The 22751-nt window shown below is 65.2% G+C and carries 19 protein-coding genes; 17 read left to right on the top strand and 2 right to left on the bottom strand.

Annotation, left to right across the window (positions count from 1 at the left end; genetic code table 11):
- Positions 1 to 102: 102 nt before the first annotated feature.
- The 9 genes from BMW66_RS05880 (at position 103) to BMW66_RS05840 (ending at position 11292) form a co-directional block, all read left to right on the top strand.
- Entirely contained in the window at positions 103 to 1932 is a 1830-nt protein-coding gene (locus tag BMW66_RS05880) for a DUF294 nucleotidyltransferase-like domain-containing protein (RefSeq protein ID WP_093116439.1), read from the top strand.
- Between the two features lie 79 nt (positions 1933 to 2011).
- Positions 2012 to 2530 (top strand): hypothetical protein, encoded by a 519-nt coding sequence (locus tag BMW66_RS05875; protein WP_093116437.1) that lies wholly within the window; start codon positions 2012 to 2014, stop codon positions 2528 to 2530.
- Positions 2531 to 2533: 3 nt separating this feature from the next.
- Positions 2534 to 3946 carry a 3'-5' exonuclease gene (locus BMW66_RS05870; RefSeq protein ID WP_093116435.1) on the top strand — a complete coding sequence of 471 codons (1413 nt, stop codon included), beginning with the start codon at positions 2534 to 2536 and terminating at the stop codon, positions 3944 to 3946.
- A gap of 289 nt (positions 3947 to 4235) precedes the next feature.
- Positions 4236 to 4727 (top strand): flavin reductase family protein, encoded by a 492-nt coding sequence (locus BMW66_RS05865; protein ID WP_093116433.1) that lies wholly within the window; start codon positions 4236 to 4238, stop codon positions 4725 to 4727.
- 131 nt (positions 4728 to 4858) lie between these two features.
- Positions 4859 to 6256: a bifunctional enoyl-CoA hydratase/phosphate acetyltransferase gene (locus BMW66_RS05860; RefSeq protein WP_093116431.1), complete on the top strand. Its 1398-nt coding sequence runs from the start codon at positions 4859 to 4861 to the stop codon at positions 6254 to 6256.
- Between the two features lie 115 nt (positions 6257 to 6371).
- Positions 6372 to 6830 carry a (2Fe-2S)-binding protein gene (locus BMW66_RS05855; RefSeq protein WP_093116429.1) on the top strand — a complete coding sequence of 153 codons (459 nt, stop codon included), beginning with the start codon at positions 6372 to 6374 and terminating at the stop codon, positions 6828 to 6830.
- A gap of 4 nt (positions 6831 to 6834) precedes the next feature.
- Positions 6835 to 9078 (top strand): xanthine dehydrogenase family protein molybdopterin-binding subunit, encoded by a 2244-nt coding sequence (locus tag BMW66_RS05850; RefSeq protein ID WP_093116426.1) that lies wholly within the window; start codon positions 6835 to 6837, stop codon positions 9076 to 9078.
- 165 nt (positions 9079 to 9243) lie between these two features.
- Positions 9244 to 10278, top strand: coding sequence for a LicD family protein (locus tag BMW66_RS20485; RefSeq protein ID WP_217639290.1), 1035 nt, complete (start codon positions 9244 to 9246; stop codon positions 10276 to 10278).
- Between the two features lie 108 nt (positions 10279 to 10386).
- Positions 10387 to 11292 carry a LysR family transcriptional regulator gene (locus BMW66_RS05840; protein ID WP_093116422.1) on the top strand — a complete coding sequence of 302 codons (906 nt, stop codon included), beginning with the start codon at positions 10387 to 10389 and terminating at the stop codon, positions 11290 to 11292.
- A gap of 122 nt (positions 11293 to 11414) precedes the next feature.
- Here the strand turns inward: BMW66_RS05840 and BMW66_RS05835 are convergent, their stop codons facing one another.
- The gene (locus BMW66_RS05835; RefSeq protein ID WP_093116420.1) at positions 11415 to 12344 is read right to left on the bottom strand and encodes an isoaspartyl peptidase/L-asparaginase family protein; all 930 of its coding nucleotides are present in this window, start codon (positions 12342 to 12344) and stop codon (positions 11415 to 11417) included.
- 171 nt (positions 12345 to 12515) lie between these two features.
- Between BMW66_RS05835 and BMW66_RS05830 the strand changes: the two genes are divergently transcribed.
- The 8 genes from BMW66_RS05830 (at position 12516) to BMW66_RS05800 (ending at position 22442) form a co-directional block, all read left to right on the top strand.
- Positions 12516 to 13376 (top strand): cyanophycinase, encoded by an 861-nt coding sequence (locus tag BMW66_RS05830; protein ID WP_093116418.1) that lies wholly within the window; start codon positions 12516 to 12518, stop codon positions 13374 to 13376.
- Positions 13363 to 16005, top strand: coding sequence for a cyanophycin synthetase (cphA, locus tag BMW66_RS05825; protein WP_093116416.1), 2643 nt, complete (start codon positions 13363 to 13365; stop codon positions 16003 to 16005). Before BMW66_RS05830 ends, cphA begins: the two co-directional genes overlap by 14 nt.
- Before the next feature lie 75 nt (positions 16006 to 16080).
- Positions 16081 to 17379 carry an ATP-grasp domain-containing protein gene (locus tag BMW66_RS05820; RefSeq protein ID WP_093116414.1) on the top strand — a complete coding sequence of 433 codons (1299 nt, stop codon included), beginning with the start codon at positions 16081 to 16083 and terminating at the stop codon, positions 17377 to 17379.
- A gap of 86 nt (positions 17380 to 17465) precedes the next feature.
- A complete protein-coding gene (locus BMW66_RS05815) occupies positions 17466 to 19481 on the top strand; it encodes a CocE/NonD family hydrolase (protein ID WP_093116412.1) in 2016 nt (671 codons plus the stop codon).
- Positions 19482 to 19950: 469 nt separating this feature from the next.
- Complete coding sequence (locus tag BMW66_RS05810; protein WP_093116410.1) at positions 19951 to 20811, top strand: DUF305 domain-containing protein; 861 nt, start codon at positions 19951 to 19953, stop codon at positions 20809 to 20811.
- Between the two features lie 35 nt (positions 20812 to 20846).
- The gene (locus BMW66_RS05805) at positions 20847 to 21611 is read left to right on the top strand and encodes a MauE/DoxX family redox-associated membrane protein (protein WP_217639289.1); all 765 of its coding nucleotides are present in this window, start codon (positions 20847 to 20849) and stop codon (positions 21609 to 21611) included.
- A 50-nt stretch (positions 21612 to 21661) separates the two neighbouring features.
- Positions 21662 to 21796, top strand: coding sequence for a DNA cytosine methyltransferase (locus tag BMW66_RS20855; RefSeq protein ID WP_425441310.1), 135 nt, complete (start codon positions 21662 to 21664; stop codon positions 21794 to 21796).
- Between the two features lie 121 nt (positions 21797 to 21917).
- Positions 21918 to 22442 carry a HEAT repeat domain-containing protein gene (locus BMW66_RS05800; protein ID WP_093116407.1) on the top strand — a complete coding sequence of 175 codons (525 nt, stop codon included), beginning with the start codon at positions 21918 to 21920 and terminating at the stop codon, positions 22440 to 22442.
- A gap of 56 nt (positions 22443 to 22498) precedes the next feature.
- On the opposite strand, the gene BMW66_RS05795 is transcribed toward BMW66_RS05800, so the two are convergent.
- The coding region (locus BMW66_RS05795; RefSeq protein WP_139196127.1) for an integrase core domain-containing protein at positions 22499 to 22751 on the bottom strand (253 nt) is incomplete at its 5' end.

Below are 22751 nucleotides of genomic sequence, written 5' to 3'. Positions count from 1 at the left end.
GGCCAACGGACAGGGCCGCCCGCGACGGCGGCCCTTCCTTCCCCGTCCCGCCCGGTGCATGCTCCGGGCGGGACGCCTCCCCTGACGGGACATGGAGCCGACATGCCGCTTTCACCCGACCAGATCGTGCAGTTCCTGCACTCGGTCCACCCCTATGACGCGTTGCCGCCGGAGGAACTGCGCGCGCTTGCCCCGCGTCTGCGGGCCGAAGCCGTGGCAGAGGGAGAGGCGCTCCACGCGCCGGGCGATACGCTGCCCGGCCTCTACATCGTGCAGCAGGGCCGCATCGGCATTAGCGACGCGCGCGGCGCGCCCTTCTCCGAGCTTGGGCCGCGCAATTCGTTTGGCGAGCGCGGTCTGATGCAGGGCGGCCGGGCCGCCACCGGCGCCGCGGCGCTCACCGACGCGGTCCTGCTTCTGCTCCCCGCGGCCGAGTTTCACCGGCTGATGGGCACCCATGACGTCATGCGCCGGTTTTTCGAGCGGGGCCGCCGCGCCGCCCGTCCGCGCGGCTCCGATCTGGCCACCAGCCGGGTCGAAACGCTGATGAGCCGCGCGCCGCTGACCTGCCCGCCCAACACGCCCGCGAGGGATGCCGCGCAGATGATGCGGGACGCGGGCACCTCCTCGATCTGCGTGACCGAGGATGGCCGGCTCATCGGGATCGTCACGACACGCGATCTCGCCTCGCGCGTGCTGGCCGAAGGGCGCGCGCCCGGCACGGCCGTGCAGGACATCATGACCCCCGATCCGCTCACCCTGCCGCCCTCCGCCATCGGCTCGGACGTGCTCCATGCGATGATGGAACGCCGCATCGGCCACCTGCCGATCACCTCCGGCGGCCGGCTTGTGGGGATGGTCACGCAAACCGATCTGACCCGGTTTCAGGCCGTCAGCAGCGGCGAGCTGGTGGCCGAGGCCGCGCGCGCCGCCAGCGTGGACGATCTCGCCCGCACCACCGCCCGCATCCCGCGCCTTCTGGTGCAGCTTGTCGCCGGCGGCAACCGGCACGAGGTGACGACCCGCCTGATCACCGACATCACCGACACCGTGACCCGCCGCCTTCTGGGCCTGGCCGAGGAGAGGCTCGGCCCCGCGCCGGTGCCCTATCTCTGGCTCGCCTGCGGCAGTCAGGGACGGCAGGAACAGACCGGCATTTCCGATCAGGACAATTGCCTGATCCTCGACGACAGCGTGAGCGAGGCGCAGCGCACGGGCTATTTCGCCGATCTCGCGGGCATCGTCTGCGACGGGCTGAATGCCTGCGGCTATGTCCACTGCCCCGGCGACATGATGGCCAGCAATCCGCGCTGGCGGCAGCCGCTGTCGGTCTGGCGCGGCTATTTCGACGGCTGGATCCGCACCCCCAGCCCCGAGGCGCAGATGCTCGCCTCCGTCATGTTCGACCTGCGCCCCATCGGCGGCGCGCGGGCGCTCTTCGACGGGCTGCACGCGCAGACGCTGCGCGCCGCCTCGGCCAATTCGATCTTCGTGGCCCACATGATCGGCAACGCGCTCAAGCACACGCCGCCCCTGGGCCTGCTGCGCGGCTTTGCCACGCTGCGCTCGGGCGAGCACCGCAACCATCTCGACATGAAACTGAACGGCGTGGTGCCGGTCACCGACCTGGCCCGCATCTACGCGCTTCAGGGCCGGATCGGGCCGGTCAACACCCGCGCCCGGCTGGAGGCCGCCGCCGACGCCGGCGTGCTGAGCGAGGCCGGCGCGCGCGATCTTCTGGACGCCTACGACCTGATCGCCGAAACCCGCCTGACGCATCAGGCCGCGCGGGTGAACCATGGGGCACCGCCCGACAACTTCCTTGCCCCCTCCGAGTTGTCGGATTTCGAGCGCAGCCACCTGCGCGACGCCTTCGTCGTGGTCAAGACGATGCAATCGGCGCTGGGACACGGGCGGGGGATGCCGCTTTGACCGCCGCGGCGGGACAGACGGCCCCCGCCGGACGCCTCCGGCGGGAGAATTCGGACAAGGATGAAGGGACGGGCGCGCCATGTTTCTGGAACTGATTGCCACCATCGTGGCGGGACTCGCGGCGGCGGGGCTGGTGCTGATCGTGAACCGCGCTCTGGGCGGCCGCCTGCCCCTGTGGCTGATGCCGGTGGCGGCGGGCCTGTCGATGATCGGCGTCACGGTGGCCAATGAATACGGCTGGTATGGGCGCACCGCCGGGGCGCTGCCCGACGGGATCGAGATCGTCGAGACGGTGGAAAGCCGCGCTTTCTACCGACCGTGGAGCTATGTCTTTCCCTATGTGGACCGCTTTGCCGCGCTCGACACCGGCAGCCTGCGCCAGCATCCCGACAAGCCGGGGCGGCATATGGCCAATCTGGTGTTCTTCGCCCGCTGGTCGCCGGTGCGCGGCATGACCGTGCTGATCGACTGCGGCGAGCGGCGCCGCGCCGCCCTGCCGCCGGACGCCGAGTTTGCCGAGGACGGCGATGTGCCCGGCGCGCATTGGATCGACGCGCCGCCCGGCGATGCGGTGATCGCTGCGGTCTGCGGGGGCTAGGCGATGACGGAGCGGTTCGGCCTGCGCCTGCGGATCGGGCTTTTCTTCGCCTTTCTGGCGGCGGGCGGGGCCGTGCTGGCGGCGCTGGCGCTCTGGCTGGGGTTCCAGCGGGCGGCGGGGGCGGGCGCGGCGTCGGGCTTTGTCATGGCCGGGCTGCTTCTGGTCTTTGGCTGGGCGGGGCTTTGCGTCGGGGTCTGGCTGCTGTTCGACGAGAACCTCGCCCGCCCGATAGAGCGGCTCGCCGCCGGGCTGCGCAGCCGCGCCCATGCCGGGGCGACAGGCGAGATGGACCTGCATACCGCGCGCCATCTCGGCGATCTCGCCCCGGCGGCGGCGGCCATCTCCGCGCGGGCGGCCGAAGTGGCCGCCGCGCGCGCCGACGCCGTGGCCGAACAGACCGCCCAGCTTGCGGCGGAGAAGGATCTGCTCACCGCGCTGCTGTCGGAGATCCCGGTCGCCACGATCCTGCTCTCCGACGCGCGGCGGATCGTGCTTTATGACGGGCAGGCCGCCGAAGTTCTGGCGCAGATCGGCCCGCCGCGCCTTGACGCGCCGATCGCGGACTATCTTGAGGAGGCGGACCTCGCCGCCGCCCATGACAGGATGCGCCGCGAGGCGCGCGAGGTGCGCTTTACCGCCCGCGGTGTGGCCGGCCGGCTGGCCTTTCAGGCGCGGCTGCGCCCGCTGGGCGGCGCGCCGGGGGCGGTGCTGCTCATCGACGCCGCCGAGGCGCGCATCGCCCCCGGTGCCGCGCGCCCGCTGGTCTATGATTTCGCCCTGCTGGAGCGGGCCACGGGCGGCACGCTCGACGCCGCCTCGCTCGAGGCGCTGCGCCTTGTGGTGTTCGACACCGAGACCACCGGCCTTCTGCCGCACCGCGACGAGATCGTGCAGATCGGCGCGCTGCGCGTGGTCGGCGGACGGATCGTTCCGGGCGAACGGCTGGAGATGCTGGTCGATCCCGGCCGCCCGATCCCGCGCGCCGCCACGCGCGTGCATGGGATCACGGACGCGATGGTGGCGGGCGCGCCGGACATTGGCGCGGCGGCGCGGCAGTTGCACGATTTTGCCCGTGGCGCGGTGATCGTGGCCCATAACGCGCCCTTCGACATGGCCTTTCTGCACCGGCAGGCGGGGCGCGACGGGCTGGTGTGGGATCATCCGGTGCTTGATACCGTGCTGCTCTCGGCGGTGCTGTTCGGAGCGAGCGAGACGCACACGCTCGACGCGCTCTGTGCGCGGCTGGGGGTGGAGATCCCCGCCCCCCTGCGCCACACCGCTCCGGGCGACGCGCTGGCCACGGCCGAGGCGCTGTGCCGGATGCTGCCGATGCTGCGCGCGCGCGGGCTGACGACGCTGGGCGAGGTGATCGCTCAGACCCGCCGTCATCGCCGCCTGCTCGAAGACCTGAACTGAACGACAGGCAACGCCCGCCGTCTTAACGCGGGGCGGATCGCGCCCCCGCCACCGACGCGATACCGACGTTATACCGACGTTTTACCGACAGCCGATTTTCCATGATTTCAGCCCCTTAACCCGATTCTCTCTTGACCGGGGGAAACTCCGGGCCACGTCACGCTTCGACCCCGAACGGAGCACACTCAAACCGCTTTTGTCGGGTTTAAGGTTGCAAAGACGCGCGCGGCGCGCGATCTAACCCCCGGCCCCCGGGCCAAAGCAGCGAGCAGGAAAACAGGACGCCAACATGGCCCGCATCTTCTCCCCCGGCCCCGAGACCGAACGGGCCTACCGCGATGCCCTCGGCTGCTTTGCCACCGGCGTGACCGTGATCACCGCCGCCACCGCGACCGGGCCCATCGGTATGACGGCCAATTCCTTCACCTCAATCTCGCTCACCCCGCCACTGATCGCCTGGTCGCCCTCCAAGTCCTCGCAGCGCTTTCCTTTTTTCGCCGCGGCGCGCGTGTTCAACATCCATGTTCTGGGCGACTGGCAGAAGGATCTCGCGCTGGATTTCGCCCGCCGCGCCGATGCCTTCGACCGCGTCGCGCATGAGATCGGCGACGGCGGCCTGCCGCTTCTGACCGACTGCGTATCGAGCTTCACCTGCCGCCAGCATGCCGTTCACGACGGCGGCGATCATGTCATCGTGGTGGGCCACGTGGACACCGCGATCCACCGCGACGGCCGGCCCCTGATCTTTTCCCAGGGGGCGTTCGGCGGGTTCTCGGGTTGATCCGCTCGCGCCGGTTCGCGCTCAAAACCGCGTTTAATCAAACCGTTACTTGACAACACACCCGCCGGTCATGTCCTGATAGGGGCACATTCCCGCGCCCGGCGCGGCCTGCCCCCGGACCGGATCTCCCCATGCAATACATCGAAAACCGCACCTTCGACGAGATCGCCATCGGCGACAGCGCAGAGCTCACCCGCACGCTGGAGCCCGGCGACATCGAGATTTTCGCCGCCGTTTCGGGCGATGTGAACCCCTCTCACGTCGATGCCGAATGGGCCCGTGGCGAAGGGTTTCACAAGGTGATCGCGCATGGCATGTGGGGCGGGGCGCTGATCTCGGCGGTGCTGGGCACCGAACTGCCCGGCCCCGGCACGATCTACGTCACGCAGACCCTGCGCTTTGGCGAGCCAGTGGGCCTTGGCGATACCGTCACGGTGCGCCTGACCGTCACCGACAAGGCCACCGAAACGCATCAGATCACGCTCGCCTGCCTGATCACCACGCAGACCGGCGCCACCGCGATCGAGGGAGAGGCGGTGGTCATCGCCCCCACCAGCCGCATCCGCCGGCCCCGCAAACCCCTGCCCGAGGTGCATCTTCACCGTCAGGGGGCGAGCTTCGACGCGATGCTTGACGCGGCCGCTTCGCTCGATCCGATCCGCACCGCCGTGGTGCATCCTTGCGATGCCGCCTCACTGGAGGGGGCGATGGAGGCGCGCGACAAAGGGCTGATCGAGCCAATCCTCGTCGGCCCAGAGGCCCGAATCCGCGCCGCCGCCGAAGAGGCCGGGCGCGATATTTCCGGCATCGAGATCGTGAACACGGAACACAGCCACGCCGCCGCCCGCGCCGCCGTCGCGCTGGTGCAGGAGGCCCGCGCCGAAGCGCTGATGAAGGGCGCGCTGCACACCGACGAGATCATGGGCGAGGTGCTCGACAAAACCCTCGGCCTGCGCACCGAACGCAGAATGACCCATGTGTTCGTGCTCGATGTGCCCAGCTATCCCAAGCCGCTGATGATCACCGATGCCGCGATCAACATCTTTCCCGATCTCGAAACCAAGGCCGACATCGTGCGCAACGCCATTGATCTGGCCCATGCGCTCGGCCTGCCGAACCCGAAAGTGGCGATCCTGTCGGCGGTCGAAACCGTCTACCCCAAGATTCCCTCGACGGTCGAGGCCGCCGCCCTGTGCAAGATGGCGGACCGGGGGCAGATCACGGGCGGCACCCTTGATGGCCCGCTGGCCTTCGACAACGCGATTTCCCATGCGGCGGCCAAGGCCAAGGGAATCGAATCGGAGGTGGCGGGCGATGCCGATATCCTCATTGCCCCCGACCTTGAGGCGGGCAACATGATCGCCAAGCAACTGATGTATCTGGCCGGGGCCGACAGCGCCGGTCTGGTGCTGGGCGCGCGGGTGCCGATCATGCTCACAAGCCGCGCCGACGGCACGCTCTCGCGCGTGGTCTCCGCCGCGCTGGCGCAGCTCATGGTGCGCCACCGGCAGGGCGCGCTGCCGTTCTGATACGCGCCGCCCTGTCCCTGACGTGACCTCGGGCGGGAAATCCATGCCTGGACTGCGGCGCCCGATGGGCTAGAGTCGGGACAAGCATCTGGCAACCGGAACACAGGAGCCGACCATGCAGATCACCGTGAACGGAACGACCCACGAGGTCGACGTCGAAGAGGACATGCCGCTGCTGTGGGTGCTGCGCGACGAGCTTGGCATCACCGGGGTGAAATACGGCTGCGGCATCGCGCAATGCGGCGCCTGCACCGTCCACATCGACGGCGAGGCCGCTCGCGCCTGCCAGGTATTGGCGGCGGATGTCTGGGGCCCCGTCACCACGATCGAGGGGCTCGGCACGCCGAAGGCACTTCACGCGGTACAGGCGGCATGGATCGAACATCAGGTGGCGCAATGCGGCTATTGCCAGTCGGGCCAGATCATGCAGGCGGCCGCCCTTCTGGCCGAAACCCCCGCCCCCACCGATGACGACATCAACGACGCCCTCTCCGGCAACCTGTGCCGCTGCGGCACCTATCCGCGCATCCGCGCCGCCGTGAAAACGGCCGCAACCCGCCTTCAGGAGGGGTAGGATCATGGGACGTATCGCAAAAATCGCCCGCCGCTCATTCCTTGTCGGCTCCGTCGCCGTCGCCGGGGGCGTGGCCTTCGGGATCTATCGCTACCGCAGCCCCTACCCCAACCCGCTTCTGGACGAACTGGAGCCGGGCGCGGCGGCGCTCACCCCTTATGTGAGGATCGACGCCGGCGGTATCACCCTGATCACCCCGCGCGCCGATATGGGGCAAGGCGCGGATTCGGTGCAGGCCGCGCTCATTGCTGAAGAGCTTGACGCGACGCTCGACCAGATCCACACCGATCCCGGCCCGCCAGACAGAGCCTATTGGAACACCGCCCTGTCCGAAGAGGCCGCCGCCTTCACCGCGCCGGGAGACGGGCTTATGAACTCCGCCGTTCATGGCACCATCGACGCCGTGATGAAATTCCTTGGGATGCAGATCACCGGCGGCTCCACCACCGTGCCCGACGGCTTCGTGAAACTGCGGCAGGCGGGCGCCTCGGCGCGCGAGACATTGAAACGCGCCGCTTCCGAACAGACCGGCATCGCGCTGGACCGGCTGTCCACCGAAGCCGGCGCCGTGCTGCTTCCGGGGGGCGAGCGCATCGCCTACACCGATCTGGCCGCCACCGCCGCCGATCTTGAGGTCGTGCAGGATGTCCCGCTGCGCGATCCGTCGCAATGGCAGATACTGGGCAAACCGATGCGGCGCATCGACATCGTGGCCAAATCCACCGGCACGCAAGACTATGGCATCGACGCCGCCGTGCCGGGCATGGTCCACGCCGCCATCCTGCTCAACCCCGCGCAGGGCGGGGAGTTGCGCGGGCATGATGCCTCCGCCGCGCTCGCCATGCGCGGGGTAAGCGCGGTCGTGCCGATCACCGGCGGGCTCGGCATCGTGGCGGACAACACATGGCGCGCCTTCCGCGCCGCCCGTGCGATCACCGCCGACTGGGGCCCTTCCCCCTTCCCCGCCGAAATGGACGCTCATTGGGAGGCCCTGTCGGACGCCTTTACCGAGGACCGGCAAGACAGCCGCAAGCGCGATGATGGCGACGTGGAGGAAGTGCTGTCCGCCGCCGCGCCGCTCAGCGCGGAGTATCGCGCGCCCTATCTCGCCCACGCCCCGCTGGAGCCAGTCAACGCGCTCGTGCGCGTGGATGAGGAGGCCGCCGAGGTCTGGACCGGCACGCAGATTCCCCGCTTCGTGCAGCAGAACGTCGCCCGCATCGCCGGGCTGGACCCCGATCAGGTCACCGTTCACGCGCTCATGATCGGCGGCAGCTTCGGCCACCGGCTGGAGGATGAGGTTGTCAAGCGCGCCACCGAGATCGCGGCGCAGATGAAGGGAACGCCCGTCAAGCTCACCTACAGCCGCGAAGAGGACATGACCCACGACTTCCCGCGCCAGATCGCCATGGCACGGATGCGTGGTGCGGTCCGCGACGGGCGCGTTGAGGCGCTCGACCTGTCGCTCGCCATGCCCTCGGTCATCACCTCGCAAATGCGGCGGCAGGGGCAGAGTGTGCCCGGCCCCGACAGCCAGATCGTCGCCGGCGCCTTCGATCAGCCCTTCGGCATCCCCCATCACCGCGTCACCGGATACCGCGCGGCGCCCCTTGCCCCGATCAGTTCATGGCGCTCTGTCGGGGCATCCTCGAACGGATTTTTCTACAACGCAGCGCTCGATGAGTTGATCGACGCCGCCGGTGCCGATCCGATGGCCGAGCGTCTGCGCCTGTGCAACGACCCGCTCGCCCGCGCGGTGCTGGAGGCGGTGGCCGAGATGTCCGGCTGGGACGGTCCGGCCCCCGCCGCAGGGCGCGGGCGCGGTGTTGCGCTGACCCAGTCTTTCGGCGTGCATTGCGCCGAGGTCGTGGAGATCACCGACACCCCCAACGGGATTCGCCTCGACTCCGTCTGGTGCGCGGCGGAGGTGGGCCGCGTGCTCGACCCGGTGAATTTCGACAATCTGGTGAAGGGCGGCGTGATCTTCGGCCTCGGCCACGCCATGAATTGCGAGATCACCTATGCTGATGGCCGCGCCGAGCAGGACAATTTCCACAGCTTCGAGGGGATGCGCCTGCGCCAGAGTCCGCGGATCGAGGTGCGCGGCCTTGAAAACGGCGACGCCATCCGCGGCATCGGAGAGCCGCCCGTCCCCCCCGCCGCCCCGGCGCTGGCCGGTGCAATCTTCGCCGCCACGGGCACACGACTGCGTGAGATGCCCTTCTCCAAGGCGGTGAGCTTCCTGTGACCTCGCACGATTGCGGGCCGGGGGCGCCGAGTTCCCGCACCGGAAAAAGAGCGTTTCGGAACAGCGCCTTGTCCGGGCCGTCCCGTCTGGCTACCCTTGAGAAAGGATGACAAACCAAGGACAGCACGCGCGTCATGGCAGTTGCAGCCCCCGCCTGTTCCGAACATGAGAAGTCTGTCGGCAGGCGATACAGCCGGGCGCGTGGCTCCCAGCACGTTGGTGGTCACGCGGTTGCAGTTCGAACGCCCATGGCTGGCTTCCGCCCTCATGCTTCTGGTGGCCTTCGCCGTGCTGGAACTGGCCCTGACGCGGCCGCTGCACGCCGCGCTCTCCCTGCCGCTGGCCACCGTTTTGATGGCGGCGGCGATCCGCGTGCGCGCGCGGCTCTTCTACGTCACCGCGATTCAGCTCATGGCTGCGCTCGGACTCGGGCTGCCTTGGCTGGGCGCACCGATCTGGCTCGTGGTGGCGCCGCTTGCGGCGATCTGGCTCTCTCTGGCGATCGGCCTCGCGCTGATCCGATGCAACCTACCGTTTCAACCGGTGCCGGTGCGCCCCGGGCGAGCCTATCGCTTCGGCGGCACCGATCACCGCGTCCCGGACATGCTAATAGGCGGGCCTCCGCCCTGGCTTTTGCGGGGCGAAGTGGCACGCGATCTGATCGAGCTTGCCGCCTTCGCGCATGACTTTCTCGACCGCAACGGCATCCGCCATGTGCTCGCCCGGGGCAGCCTGCTCGGGGCGCTGCGCCATGGCGGGCTGATCCCCTGGGACGCCGATGTGGATTTCGCGCTCTACCGCAAGGGCGATGTGGCCCGGCTCGATGCCGCCTTCGAGATCTTCCGCGACGAGGCGGCACAAGCCGGCTTTGTGCTCTATCGCCATTCCGGTCACTGGCGGATCGCCAGGCCCGGACTTTGGCGTTTTCCGGCGCTCGACCTGCATGTCGACCAGACACTTGACGAGGGTCTTTCCCCCCTGTGGGTAGACTGGGAGGGGTTGCGCCTTCCGGCCCCGCCCGCCCCGAAGGCCGCGCTACGCGCGCGCTACGGCAACGACTGCCTTGATCGCGCGGTGAATGGGCGGACCTTTTGGCAGACCGGCTTCGTACCCACCGCGCTGTCACGTCTTCTGGGTCAGCGCGCGTGCGCGGCGATGCAGGGGCTCTGGTCAAGGCTCTACAGCGCGTCGGGCAAATAACGAAGCGCGTGCCTCTCCGAAGATTGCTTCAAAATCCTTGGAGGAATCGGTAACGTGTTTCAAGATTGCGTTGAAGGTCGCCGCCCCGGCGAACAAACGGAGCCCCCGATGCCCTATCTCGACAGTTTGCGCGTATTCGTCCGCGTGGTGGAGCTTGGCTCGATCACCGCCGGCGGGCGCGATCTGCGGCTGACCCCGGCGGTTGCCTCCAACCGTGTGAAAGAGCTTGAACAGCGCCTCGGCGTACGGTTGTTCAACCGCACCACCCGGCAGCTTACGCCCACCGAAGTGGGCAAGACCTTCTATGACCACGCCCGAAAGGTGATCGAGACACTGGAAGACGCAGAGGCGGTGGTGGCGAATTTTTCCGATCATCCGCGCGGGATCATCCGCGTCACCGCACCACTGGGCATCGGGCGGCGGATCGTGGCTCCGCTGGTGCCTCTCTGGGCTGAGCTATATCCCGATGTTCAGATTCGCCTGCGCCTGTCGGACCGCAAGGTGGACATGGTGGAGGGCGGGCTCGACGTGGCCTTCGTTCTTGGCACACTGAGCGATTCCAACCTCAAACTGCGCAAGATCATGGACTGCGACCGCGTCCTCTGCGCCGCGCCCGCCTATCTTGAGCGCGCAGGCACGCCGAAGGGACCTGACGATCTGCTTCGCGGTCACAATTGCCTGTTGCTGCGCTACCCGCGTTCGCCGGAGTACTTCTGGATGCTGCAAACCCCGCAGGGCACAAAGAAATACGAGGTCTCGGGCCAGTATGACGCCGACGACGGTGATGTGCTGACCGAATGGGCACTGGACGGGCGCGGGATCGCGATGAAACCGCGCTTCGACGTGGCGCGTCACCTGACCTCGGGCGCGCTGGTTGAAGTGCTGCCCGACACGCCCCCCGTTCCGGTCAGCTTTGCCTGCCTTTATCCGCACCGCAAGTTCCAGGATCCCAAAATCCGGCTGTTCGTCGATTTCATGGTCGACGCCTGCCGCAAACGGATTGAACAACTCTGACTTGATGGGCGCTCGCGCCCCGTGCTCGACAACGCATTTATATACCTGATGCCAGAGGCTTACAGCAGCGTTGTATCGCTGTTCACGGGAATGACAGGTGCGGCGGAACGTGGCGCGCCGCGTCACTCATAGACCGCCGTCTGGCCGGGCTCCCCCTCCCGAACGCTACCGCGATACATGCCTTCGCAATTGAAGGGCATGACAATGTTGCCCTCACTGTCGATTGCTATCAGTCCACCAGAGCCTTCATGCGTGGCCAGATCGACCTGCACGACATGTTTGGCGGCGTCGGCCAGCGATTGACCGATGTGGCGCATTCGGGCGTCGATCTCGTGCGCCGCGACGCGGCGGATAAACGCTTCGCCGTCGCCGGTGGCCGACACGGCGCAGGTGGCGTTGTCGGCAAAGGTGCCCGCACCGATGATCGGGCTGTCGCCCACACGCCCCGCACGCTTTGCCGTCATCCCGCCCGTCGATGTGGCAGTGGCGAGGTTGCCCTGACGGTCGCGCGCCACCGCTCCGACCGTGCCGTGGCGGCGGGAGAGATCATCGTCAAGCGTGCCCTCCGCCTGCATACGCAGGGTGTCCTGCAAGCTGTCCCACCGCTCCTGCGTGAAGAAATAGGCGTCCTCCTCAAACGCAAGGCCGGCGTCGCGCGCGACGGTCAACGCGCCTTCGCCAATCATCATGACGTGGTCCGTCTGCTCCATCACCGCCCGGGCAAGCTGCACCGGGTTGCGCAGTCCGGCAATACCCGCCACCGCCCCCGCGCGGCGGCTTTTCCCGTCCATGATGGCGGCGTCCATTTCGTGCCTGCCATCGCGCGTGAAGACGGCTCCGCGCCCGGCGTTGAACAATGGCTCGTCCTCAAGCGCCGAAACGGCAGCTGTCACGCCATCAAGCGCCGCGCCACCCGCCGCCAGCACAGTCTCACCGGCGCGCAATGCCCGAGACAGCGCGGCGCGGCACGCCGCTTCGCGTTCGGCCGTCATCTGCGTCCGAGGCACAACTCCGGCGCCTCCGTGAATGGCCAAGGCAAAACCCTTTGTCATGTTTGTGTCCCTCTGCCAGCCACCTGCGGCCCGCCTAAGTTTTAGGCGGGTCTTGTCACGTTACGCCATGACAGCCACATATTGCCTGAAGCCGCCCAAAATCAATCTTGTTTGTGTCGTGATGAATTCCACAATATGTAGATACTGTCTACAGTGGACTGGAGAACCTTGATGAACATGCCGATTCACCCCGCGCCACGCGGCAAGCTTGTTGCCATTGGCGGCGCCGAGGACAAGGACTCGGAAACCGACATTCTGCGCCAAGTGCTGAAATTCGCGCCAATGCCCGATCCCCGGGTCGGCGTGATCACCACGGCCAGCAGCATCCCCGATGAGGTGTTCGCGGTATATCGCAAGGTTTTTGAACGGCTTGGCGCCAGTGAGATCATGGATATCCGGATTCGCGAACGGGCAGACGCCACGAATGCGGCGATGATCGACATGATCAAACAAAGCGACGTGATTTTCATATCCGGCGGCGATCAGATGCGCCTGACCAGCATTTTCGGCGGATCCACCGCCTTGACCGCCATTCGCAGGCGGTATGAGGATGGAGGGGTCATCGCCGGCACAAGCGCCGGGGCGGCCTGTCAGTCGACCACGATGGTGTATGGTGGGGATGCGGTCGATTCGCTGCGCAAGGGCGCGGTCAGGATGACTGCGGGGTTTGGACTGATCGACGGGGTGATCATCGATACACATTTTCTTGAACGGGGACGCTTTTCGCGCCTGATGGAAGTGGGCGCGACAAATCCCGAATATCTTGGGGTGGGCCTGGGCGAAGATGCCGCGGTTCTCTTTGATGACGATATAATCCACGCCTTCGGCCCCGGTCACGTCATCCTCGTTGACAGCTCGGGTATCACCGGTTCCAATGTATTCGATTTGGCGGAAGGTGAGGCGGTGAGTGTCCACAACGTCACAATGCACGCGCTCGTCGACGGCGACGCCTATAGCCTGTCGGACCGGCGTGTCCTGAAGGCGGACGAGCGCGGGACGACGATACTGGAGAAAATGAATGCGTATAATTGAGCATCGCGCGCTGCGCGGGCCAAATTACTACAGCCGCTATCAAGCGATATTCATGCGGCTTGATATCGAGGATCTCGAAGATCGACCCAGTGACGAGGTGCCCGGTATCGCCGAAAGCCTGGAGGCCGTCTTTCCAACGATTTACGGTCACCGCTGCTCGGTTGGTGAGCCCGGCGGCTTCTTGCAGCGGGTGCGCAATGGCACCTATGCCGGCCATATGGTCGAGCATGTGGCAATCGAATTGCAAAACCTTGTCGGATTCTCCGTCGGCTACGGCAAGACCGTCGACAGCTATGAGCCCGGCATTTACAACGTCATCTACCGCTACCGCGACGAGACCACCGGCATCGCGGCGGGCGAGGCGGCTGTCGATATCGTGCGCAAGCTTTATGACGGCGGCTATGTCGATCTGCCCCCGATTATCGACCACCTCAAGCAGGTGCGCGACGCCAACGCGCTCGGCCCCTCGACCGGGGCCATTGTCGATGCCGCCAAGGCGCGCAACATCCCGCATTACAATCTGACGGCGGGCACCAGCTACACCCAGCTGGGCCACGGCGTGAAACAGCGCCGATTTCAGGCCACGGTAACGGATGCCTCGGGGATCATCGGCCACTCCATCGCCGACGACAAGGACTGGACCAAGCAGATCCTCGGTGATGCGGGCGTGGCCGTGCCCAAGGGCTACACCTGCCACTCCTGGGACGATGTGAAAGAAGCCGCTGAGTGGATCGGCTGGCCGGTGGTCACAAAGCCGCTTGCGGGCAATCACGGACGCGGTGTGACCACGAACATCGCCAGCATGGAAGACTTGAAGTCAGGCTATGAGGCGGCGCTTGCACGGCTGCGCGACGACTCCCCCGCTGTGATCGTCGAAAGCTATATCAATGGCGAGGATCACCGCATGCTGGTGATCGGCGGCAAGCTGATCGCTGCGGCCCGCCGCCGCCCCGCTCATGTCACCGGGGACGGCAGATCGACGATCAAGGCATTGATCGACAAGGCCAACGAGGATCCCCGGCGCGGTGTCGGCCATGAAAACCTGCTCACCCAGATTCTTGTGGACGAGCAGACGCACCGCATGCTCGAACAGGCGGGGCTCACACTCGAAAGCGTGCCCGCCGAGAGCGAGATGGTGTTTCTCAAGTCCACCGCCAATATCTCGACCGGAGGGACGGCGACCGACTTGACCGACGAGGTGCATCCCGATATCAAGTTCGCGATGGAACGGATCGCCCGCCTTGTCGGGCTCGACGTGATCGGCATCGACCTTCTGGCGGAAACCCTGACCAAGCCGCTTGATCAGCAATCGGCGGGCGTGGTCGAGGTGAATGCCGGGCCCGGGTTCCGGATGCACATGGCGCCCACCCACGGCACCCCGCGGCCCGTGGGCGAACATGTGGTCGACATGCTGTTTCCCGACCCCACCGACAATGGCCGCATCCCGATCACAGCGATCACCGGGACCAACGGCAAGACCACGACGACGCGCCTGACCACGCATCTCCTGCGGCAATCCGGGCATTCCGTGGGCATGGGATGCACCGGGACGGTCGAGATCGACAACCACGTGATCCTGCGCGGAGATTATTCCGGCCCGGCCGCAGCACAGGCCGTGCTGCGCGAACCCACGGTTGAACATGCCGTGCTGGAAGTGGCGCGCGGCGGCATAATGCGTCGGGGGCTGGGGTTTGATGAATGCGATGTCGGCGTGCTCCTGAACATCGCGTCGGATCATCTGGGCGAGCGTGACATTCACACGCTGGACGAACTGGCGCGCTGCAAGACCGTGGTCGTGGACGCGGTCAAGAAGGATGGCGGCTACTGCGTGCTCAACGCCGACGATCCGCTGGTAATGGAACATGGCACCTATTGGGCGCGCGGCGAAATCATCTACTTCACCATGGATCCCGACAACACCGCGCTGCAGGACCACCTGAGCGAGATGCGCATGGTCGTCACCGTGCGACACGGGCGTATTGTCGTCTTGCGTGGCAAGGTCATGGTCGAAGTGGTCGATGTCAACGACGTGCCAATCGCCTTCGAGGGGCACGCGCCCTTCAACGTGCAGAACGCGATGGCCGCAACAGCAATCGCGCTGGCGCATGGTCTGGACATCGAGGATATCCGCGCCGGGTTGCTGACCTTCCATCCGACCCCGGCGCAGATGCCGGGACGGACCAACTATTTCGAGGCCGATGGCGTCAAATACCTGATCGACTATGGCCACAACGTTCCCGCGCTCGAAGCGCTGGAGCCGCTGGTCAACGGTTTGGCCCAGCAACGCAGGATCGGGGTCTCCACCGCGCCGGGCAACCGCCGTGACGAGGATCTGGCGGCGCTTGGCGCGCAGCTCGCCAGAATGTGCGACATTCTTTACGTCTACGAATCCGACGCGCGCGGTCGCACCGAGGGCGAAGTGGCCCGCCTGATCCAGGAGGGAGCCACCGGGGCCGGGTCGGACTGCGCGGTTCATGTCATCATGACCGAGCCGGAGGCCGTGAGCCATGCAATCGAGGAGGCTAGGCCAGGCGATTTCCTGCTTTTGCTCGTTGATGATATCGTCGGCACCGCCGAGCGGCTCAAGGGTCGCAGCTTCCCGGTTCAGGCCGATCTGGCCCAGACATGAGCCGCGAGGGCCGCGCGGCAACGACATCCCCGAGCGGTGGAGCCCCGCCTGACCTGAGATGAGAGGACCGCAGGAATGACAAGAAATGTTTTCGTCGTCGGAATGAACGATCTCAACGCCGAGCGGCTCAGGCGGCTGCGGGGCGTGGAGGACGTGGTCTTTCACCCGCTGCTGACATCCGAGGCGGTATCGGACACGCAGGAATTCGACATCCCCGCAATGCTGGCCGAGGCCGAGGCGACGCTCGACGCCTTCGACGGCTCTATCGACGCGATCGTCGGTTATATCGACTTTCCGGTCTCCACGATGCTGCCGCTCTTGTGCAAGAAGTACGGCACACGCAACGCCTCGCTGGAAAGCCTGCTGAAATGCGAGCACAAATACTGGTCGCGCAAGGTGATGGCCGAGATCGTGCCCGACCACACCCCGACCTTCACCGCTTTCGATCCGTTCGACGATGACGCGCTGTCGAAAATCGGTGAGGCCGATCTGCGCTTTCCGTTCTTCGTCAAGCCGATCAAGTCGTCTGGCTCTCGCCTTGGCTTCCGCATCGACAGCCCCGAGGATTTCGACTACGCCATCGCCGCCTTTCGCGCCGAGATCGGCCAGATTTCCGAACCGTTCAACTACGTGCTGGATCAGGCCGACCTGCCCGATGACATCAAGGCGATCGAAGGCCACTACTGCATGGCCGAGCGGGTGATCGGCGGGCGGCAATGCACGGTCGAGGGCTATGTGCACGAGGGCGAGGTTGTCCCCTATGGCACAGTGGATTCGATCCGCTACCCACAGGTTTTGAGCTTTTTCTACTACCTCTATCCTTCGACCCTGCCGCGCCCTGTGCAGGACCAGATGAACGAGATCACCCGCAAGGTCATGGCGCACATCGGTTATGACAATGCCGGCTTCAATATCGAGTATTACTGGGACGAGGTGCAGAACAAGATCTGGCTGCTGGAGATCAACACCCGCATCGCGCAGTCGCATTGCGACCTCTTCGAGATGGTCGATGGCGTCAGCCATCAGCAGGTGACCGTCGATCTGGGGCTTGGGCGCAGACCTGACATGCCCAAGGGCGAAGGGCCGGAGAATGTCGCTGGAGAGTTCTTCTACCGGGTGTTCTTCAACGACGCGACCATCGCGCGCGCGCCCTCCAAGGCAGAGATCGAGGTAGCCGCCGAGCAGGTCGAAGGAACGCGCATCGCCTCTTACGTCGCACGCGGCATGAAGCTGTCGGAACTGCCCGAACAAGACGCCTACAGTTACGCCGTCGCCTCTGTCTGGATGGGGGCGGGCAAGCAGTCCAAACTCCTGTGGAATTACGAACAGGTGATGAAGCGGCTGAACTACGAATTCACCGATATCGTCGAATAGAAGACGGGGCGCTCTGGACTTCACACTCTCAAAGCGCGATAGCCTGCCCGTGCTCCCCCTTCTCTGCATCAGTCCGGAACGCCCCCATGAAAATCGACCACCCGCTTCCCGCCGCGATCCGCGAGATCGAACACCTCGAGATTCCCATGCCGGACGGCACCAGGCTTGCCGCGCGTATCTGGATGCCCGAGGGGGCGGAGACGCAGCCGGTTCCGGCGATCCTCGAATACATCCCCTACCGCAAAAACGACAAGACGCTGGAGCGGGACCACGCCCGCGCGCCATGGCTGGCGGCGCGCGGCTATGCCTATGTCCGCGTCGATCTGCGCGGCACTGGCGAATCCGAAGGCGTGATGACAGATGAGTACACGGAAACCGAATTGCAGGACGGCTGTGATGTCATCGCCTGGATCGCCGATCAGGCGTGGTGCGAGGGCGGTGTCGGCATCGTCGGCATTTCCTGGGGCGGGTTTAACGGCCTGCAACTGGCGGCGCTTCAGCCGCCTGCGCTCAAGGCGGTCGTCTCGATCTCTTCCACCGATGACCGCTATGCCGATGACGTCCACTACATGGGCGGCACGCTGCTGTGCGATCACCTGTCCTGGGCGTCGGTGATGTTCGGCATCAACACCTTGCCGCCCGACCCTGTGCATGTGGGCGAGCGCTGGCGCGACATGTGGAAGGCGCGGCTCAAGGGGTCGGGCCTGTGGCTCAAGAATTGGCTGGAACATCAGACGCGGGATGATTTCTGGAAACACGGCTCGATCTGCGAGGATTACTCCGACATCAAGATCCCCGTCTACGCGGTCAGCGGATGGGCGGATGGCTATTGCCGCAGCGTGTTCCGTCTGGTCGAAAATCTGAAAGGACCGGTGAAAGGGTTCGTCGGACCATGGGCGCACCGCTACCCGCATGTCGGCGAACCGGGCCCGGCGATCGATTGGCTGAGCGAGGAAACCCGCTGGTGGGACCAATGGCTCAAGGGCATCGACACCGGCATCATGAACGAACCACCGCTGCGCGTGTTCCTGCAGGATCATGCCCGTCCGGCCACGCACTACCCCCAACGCGACGGGCACTGGATCACCGAACCCGCCTGGCCGTCGCCCAACATAATCCGCACCGATTTTACGCTCGGCTCGGACGGGCGGTTGTCGGCCAACTGCGATCTGCCCGACGGGCAGCTTGCGATCGCCTCACCACTCTGGGTTGGACGGCATGGAGGCAAGTGGTGCTCCTATGCGCATCCCGGCGATCAGCCCGGCGATCAGCGGCGCGACGATGCCGGTAGCCTGACATTCGACACCGCCCCCCTGCCCGAGCCGCTGCACATGGTGGGTGACCAGATTCTGACCCTGAGCTTCACCGCCGATAGCCCGGTCGCGCAGGTGGCCGTGCGGCTTGTCGATGTGGCCCCGGACGGAGCCGCCACACGGGTCAGCTACGGCCTGCTGAACCTCACCCACCGCGATGGCCACGAGCATCCCGAACCGCTGACACCGGGGCAGACCTACACCGTCCATGTGCCGATGAAACATGTCGCGCAGACGTTCCGCGCCGGGCACCGTATCCGGCTGAGCCTGTCGACCAGCTATTTCCCGCTGGCATGGCCCGCGCCGGCGCCTGTCACGCTGCACGTGGACACGGCCCAAACCACGCTGACCCTGCCGCTACGCAGCGACACGCCCGAGGCGGAACCCACCTTTGCTGCGCCGCGCGCCGGGATGCCGCTGGACCAGAGCTTCGTGACACCGCCGCAATCGGAATGGATCATGTCCGAAGACGCCGACACCGGACGCCTTGTCGTCGAGGTGCGCGACCATGAGGGCGCCGCGCATATCACCGAGCACGGGATCACGCATTCCGCCGAAGGGATCGAGCGCTATTCGGTCCTTCCGGACGATCCCGCCTCTGCCGAGGGCGAGGTAACATGGACTCACGAGATGCGCCGGGACGGTTGGGAAATCCGGACCGAGACAACAACGCGGCTGACCTGCACGGTATCGGAATTTCGCGTCGCGGCGCACCTTCTGGCATGGCAAGACGGAACCCTTGTGCATGAGGACAATTGGGACGAGGTCATCCCGCGCAACGGCCTTTGAGAAATCGCGGCGCGGCGCTCATTTTCTTTGCCGGGCATGCGGAGAAACCAGACGCCATGCGCCTGCCCAATCCTGCTTGCGGGGACCAACGCTAATAGTCCCACAAGCCATGCGTCAGCCCAAAAATCGCCAGAAGTCCCGTTCAGCGCCAGACGCCCCATCCGAAATTCGACTTTCTCGAAAACCTCTACCAACGCCTTGAACATGCGATGCTGCATATCGGGGCGGCTCGCGTCGTTCATGCAGTCATCCGCGTGATCTTTCATGACGGGCGGATTTCTTCCTGCGATACGAAGGAACCAACCCGGGACTGGAAGCGTTCCTCGGAACCTCAGACGCCTGAGCGTGTTGAATCGTTACTCCGTGGGGTATCGGGCGGCGTCACCAAACGCTCACCGAGATTTGCGCTGGCAGATACGGTTGCCCAATTGCCCCCATGCAGATTGCAGAACGAGCAGGAACTCGTGACATGTCCTACATCCGTTTCGGCTTGATGATCCTCACCTCGACCTTGGTGATGTTCATCCTGATGTACCTCAACACCTATGCTTGGGAGCACGTCTTCTTTTCCGAGACGCGCGCTTACATGGCGATCATGATGGGGGCAACGATGGCCGTGATCATGCTCGCCTACATGCTCGGCATGTATTCGAACAAGGCGCTGAACATCGCGATCTTCGTCGGCGCGATCATCGTCTTTGCCGTGTCGCTCTGGCTGGTCCGAAGCCAGGTCACTGTCTCGGGACCGAGCTACATGCGGGCGATGATCCCGCATCACTCGATCGCGATCATGACCTCCGAACGAGCGCAGATCCGCGACCCGCGCGCCCGCCACCTCGCCGACGAGATCATCGACGCGCAGCGGCGCGAGATCGCGGAGATGCGCCACCTGATCGCCGACGTCTCAGAAGGCAACGTGGTGGAGAGCACCTACCAGGACCCGCCAGCCGAACCGGGCAGTGTCGAGGACGCGCTGGCCAACACCCTCATCAGCAAGCTCGATCTCGCACCGATGACCGAGGCCGAGGCCGACCAGGTGCTCCAGTCCACCGCTCGCTGCTTCTTCAACCGCAGCCCGGAAACAGACCCGGTCCTGTGGGCTAACGACGGCGGAGCGGCTGCGATGAAGCTGAACGGCGTCCTTGTCGCTCTGGAGGCGGACGGCAACCCGCAGCAAGGCGCGGCAACCTTCGGGGCGCCAGGTACGACAGTCACCGTGCGGCCGCTCGGCGAGCTGGCCGATCGGCGCCAGAACGCGGAACTCGTGTTCGAGCTCGATGCGGGGTTGAGCGTGGGCTACCGCGGCTTCTATGGTTGCGGAGCGGATTGAGAATCAAGCACCGGGTTCCTTGCAAGGAGAACCACATGGCTTTGGACCAAGACGGCAAGACCGCGACCCTATACCGGATGGTGATGCACGATCATCTATGCCCATTCGGACTGAAATCGAAGGATCTGCTCGAGCGGCACGGCTACACGGTCGAGGATCACCACCTCAAGACGCGGGACGAGACAGAAACATTCAAGAAAGAGCACGGCGTCGAGACGACCCCGCAGACATTCATCGGGGGCGAGCGGATCGGTGGCTATGAAGAACTTCGAGCCCATTTCGGCAAGGACGTGAAGGGCGCGGACGAGACCAGCTACCAGCCGGTCATCGCGATCTTCTCAATGGCCTGTCTCATGGCACTGGCGGTCAGCTGGTTCGCGTTCGGCACCGTGTTCAGCATCAGGGCCGTGGAGTGGTTCATCGCGATAAGCATGTGCTTCCTCGCGATCCAGAAACTTCAGGATATCGAGAGCTTCTCGACCATGTTCCTGAACTACGACTTGCTGGCGCGCCGTTGGGTTCGGTACGGATACGTTTACCCCTTCGGCGAGGCGTTGGCCGGCATTCTGATGATCGCGGGCGCCCTGATCTGGATCGCGGCCCCCGTCGCGTTATTCATCGGAACCGTCGGCGCGGTATCGGTCTTCAAGGCAGTCTACATTGACAAGCGCGAGCTCAAGTGCGCTTGCGTCGGCGGTTCGAGCAACGTCCCGCTCGGCTTCGTTTCCCTGACCGAGAACCTGATGATGATCGCAATGGCAATCTGGATGCCGGTCCGGATGCTCTGGCTGGGGCCATGATCGCCGCCCTTTCACAAAAGGCTAAGCGTGCGGGGGGATAAAAAAAGCGGATGGCTGATGTCGCATGCGTCGACCTGTTCTGCGGGGCCGGAGTCTTCACCCACGGCCTAATTTCGGAAGGCACTAAGGTCGTCGCTGGCATAGACGTCGACGAAGCATGCCGTCACCCCTTTCGAAGCCACTAACGCAGCGCGCTTCATCAACGAAGACATTGGGCAGCTGCCGACGCCATGGTGTAGAGTGGTTGAAGGTTCGGGGATTCTCACGACCGCTTTGGTAGCGTTCTTCGGAATGGGTTTCAGCTCAATGCAGATTGTTCAACAGCTTGTGGAGCGTTCAAAAAAAACCGAGCATGGATTCAAGGACCTGGAGGCGGCTGCCGTCGAGGTCCACGATCAGGTCTCTGCGGTCGAAGCCAAAAAGCTGGCCTTGACCCTGCTGCAAACGGATTTGCCGCAGGCGCGCTGCATCGGTGTTTTCATCCTCGGCATGATGGCGGCGTTGGATGAGGACGCCCTGCAAGCTCTGAGGGAGCGGGCCAGCCAAGACAGGGACTGGCGCGTCCAAGAAATCATTGCGAAGGCGTTCGATCGCTATTGCTCGGACACGGGATATGAAGCTGCGCTTCCTGTTATCAGGGCGTGGCTGGCAGATCCTTCCGCCAACGTCCGCCGTGCCGTGACGGAGGGGCTCCGAATATGGACGGGGCGGCCGTATTTCAAAGATCATCCCGAGGTTGCGGTCGCGCTGCTCAGTCAGTTCAAAAACGACGATAGCGGATATCTCAGGAAGTCGGTGGGCAATGCCCTGCGGGTGTCCGTCGTCATATAAAATGGGACATCAGAGCGGCTTGAACATTGGAGGCTCTGGTTCGGTTGTGTGATTGATTATGCTGCTTGTTTTTGATGTTGCAAGCGGCGCTGTCGGATCGTCAGGTTCTTGATCTTCTCCCTTTCTCTCAGAATGGCCTTGTCCCGGCCAAAGTAGACGTCAGCGGGTGTGACGTTTTTCAGGCTCTCGTGGTAGCGCTGGTTATTGTAGTAGTCGACGAAGTCCCCGATCTGTCGCTCGAGATGACCGGGCAGGTAGTAATTCTCCAGCAGAACACGATTCTTCATGGTCTGATGCCATCGCTCTATT

Source organism: Salinihabitans flavidus (assembly GCF_900110425.1).
Classification (GTDB): domain Bacteria; phylum Pseudomonadota; class Alphaproteobacteria; order Rhodobacterales; family Rhodobacteraceae; genus Salinihabitans; species Salinihabitans flavidus.
This window is presented reverse-complemented; position numbering and strand designations above follow the sequence as displayed.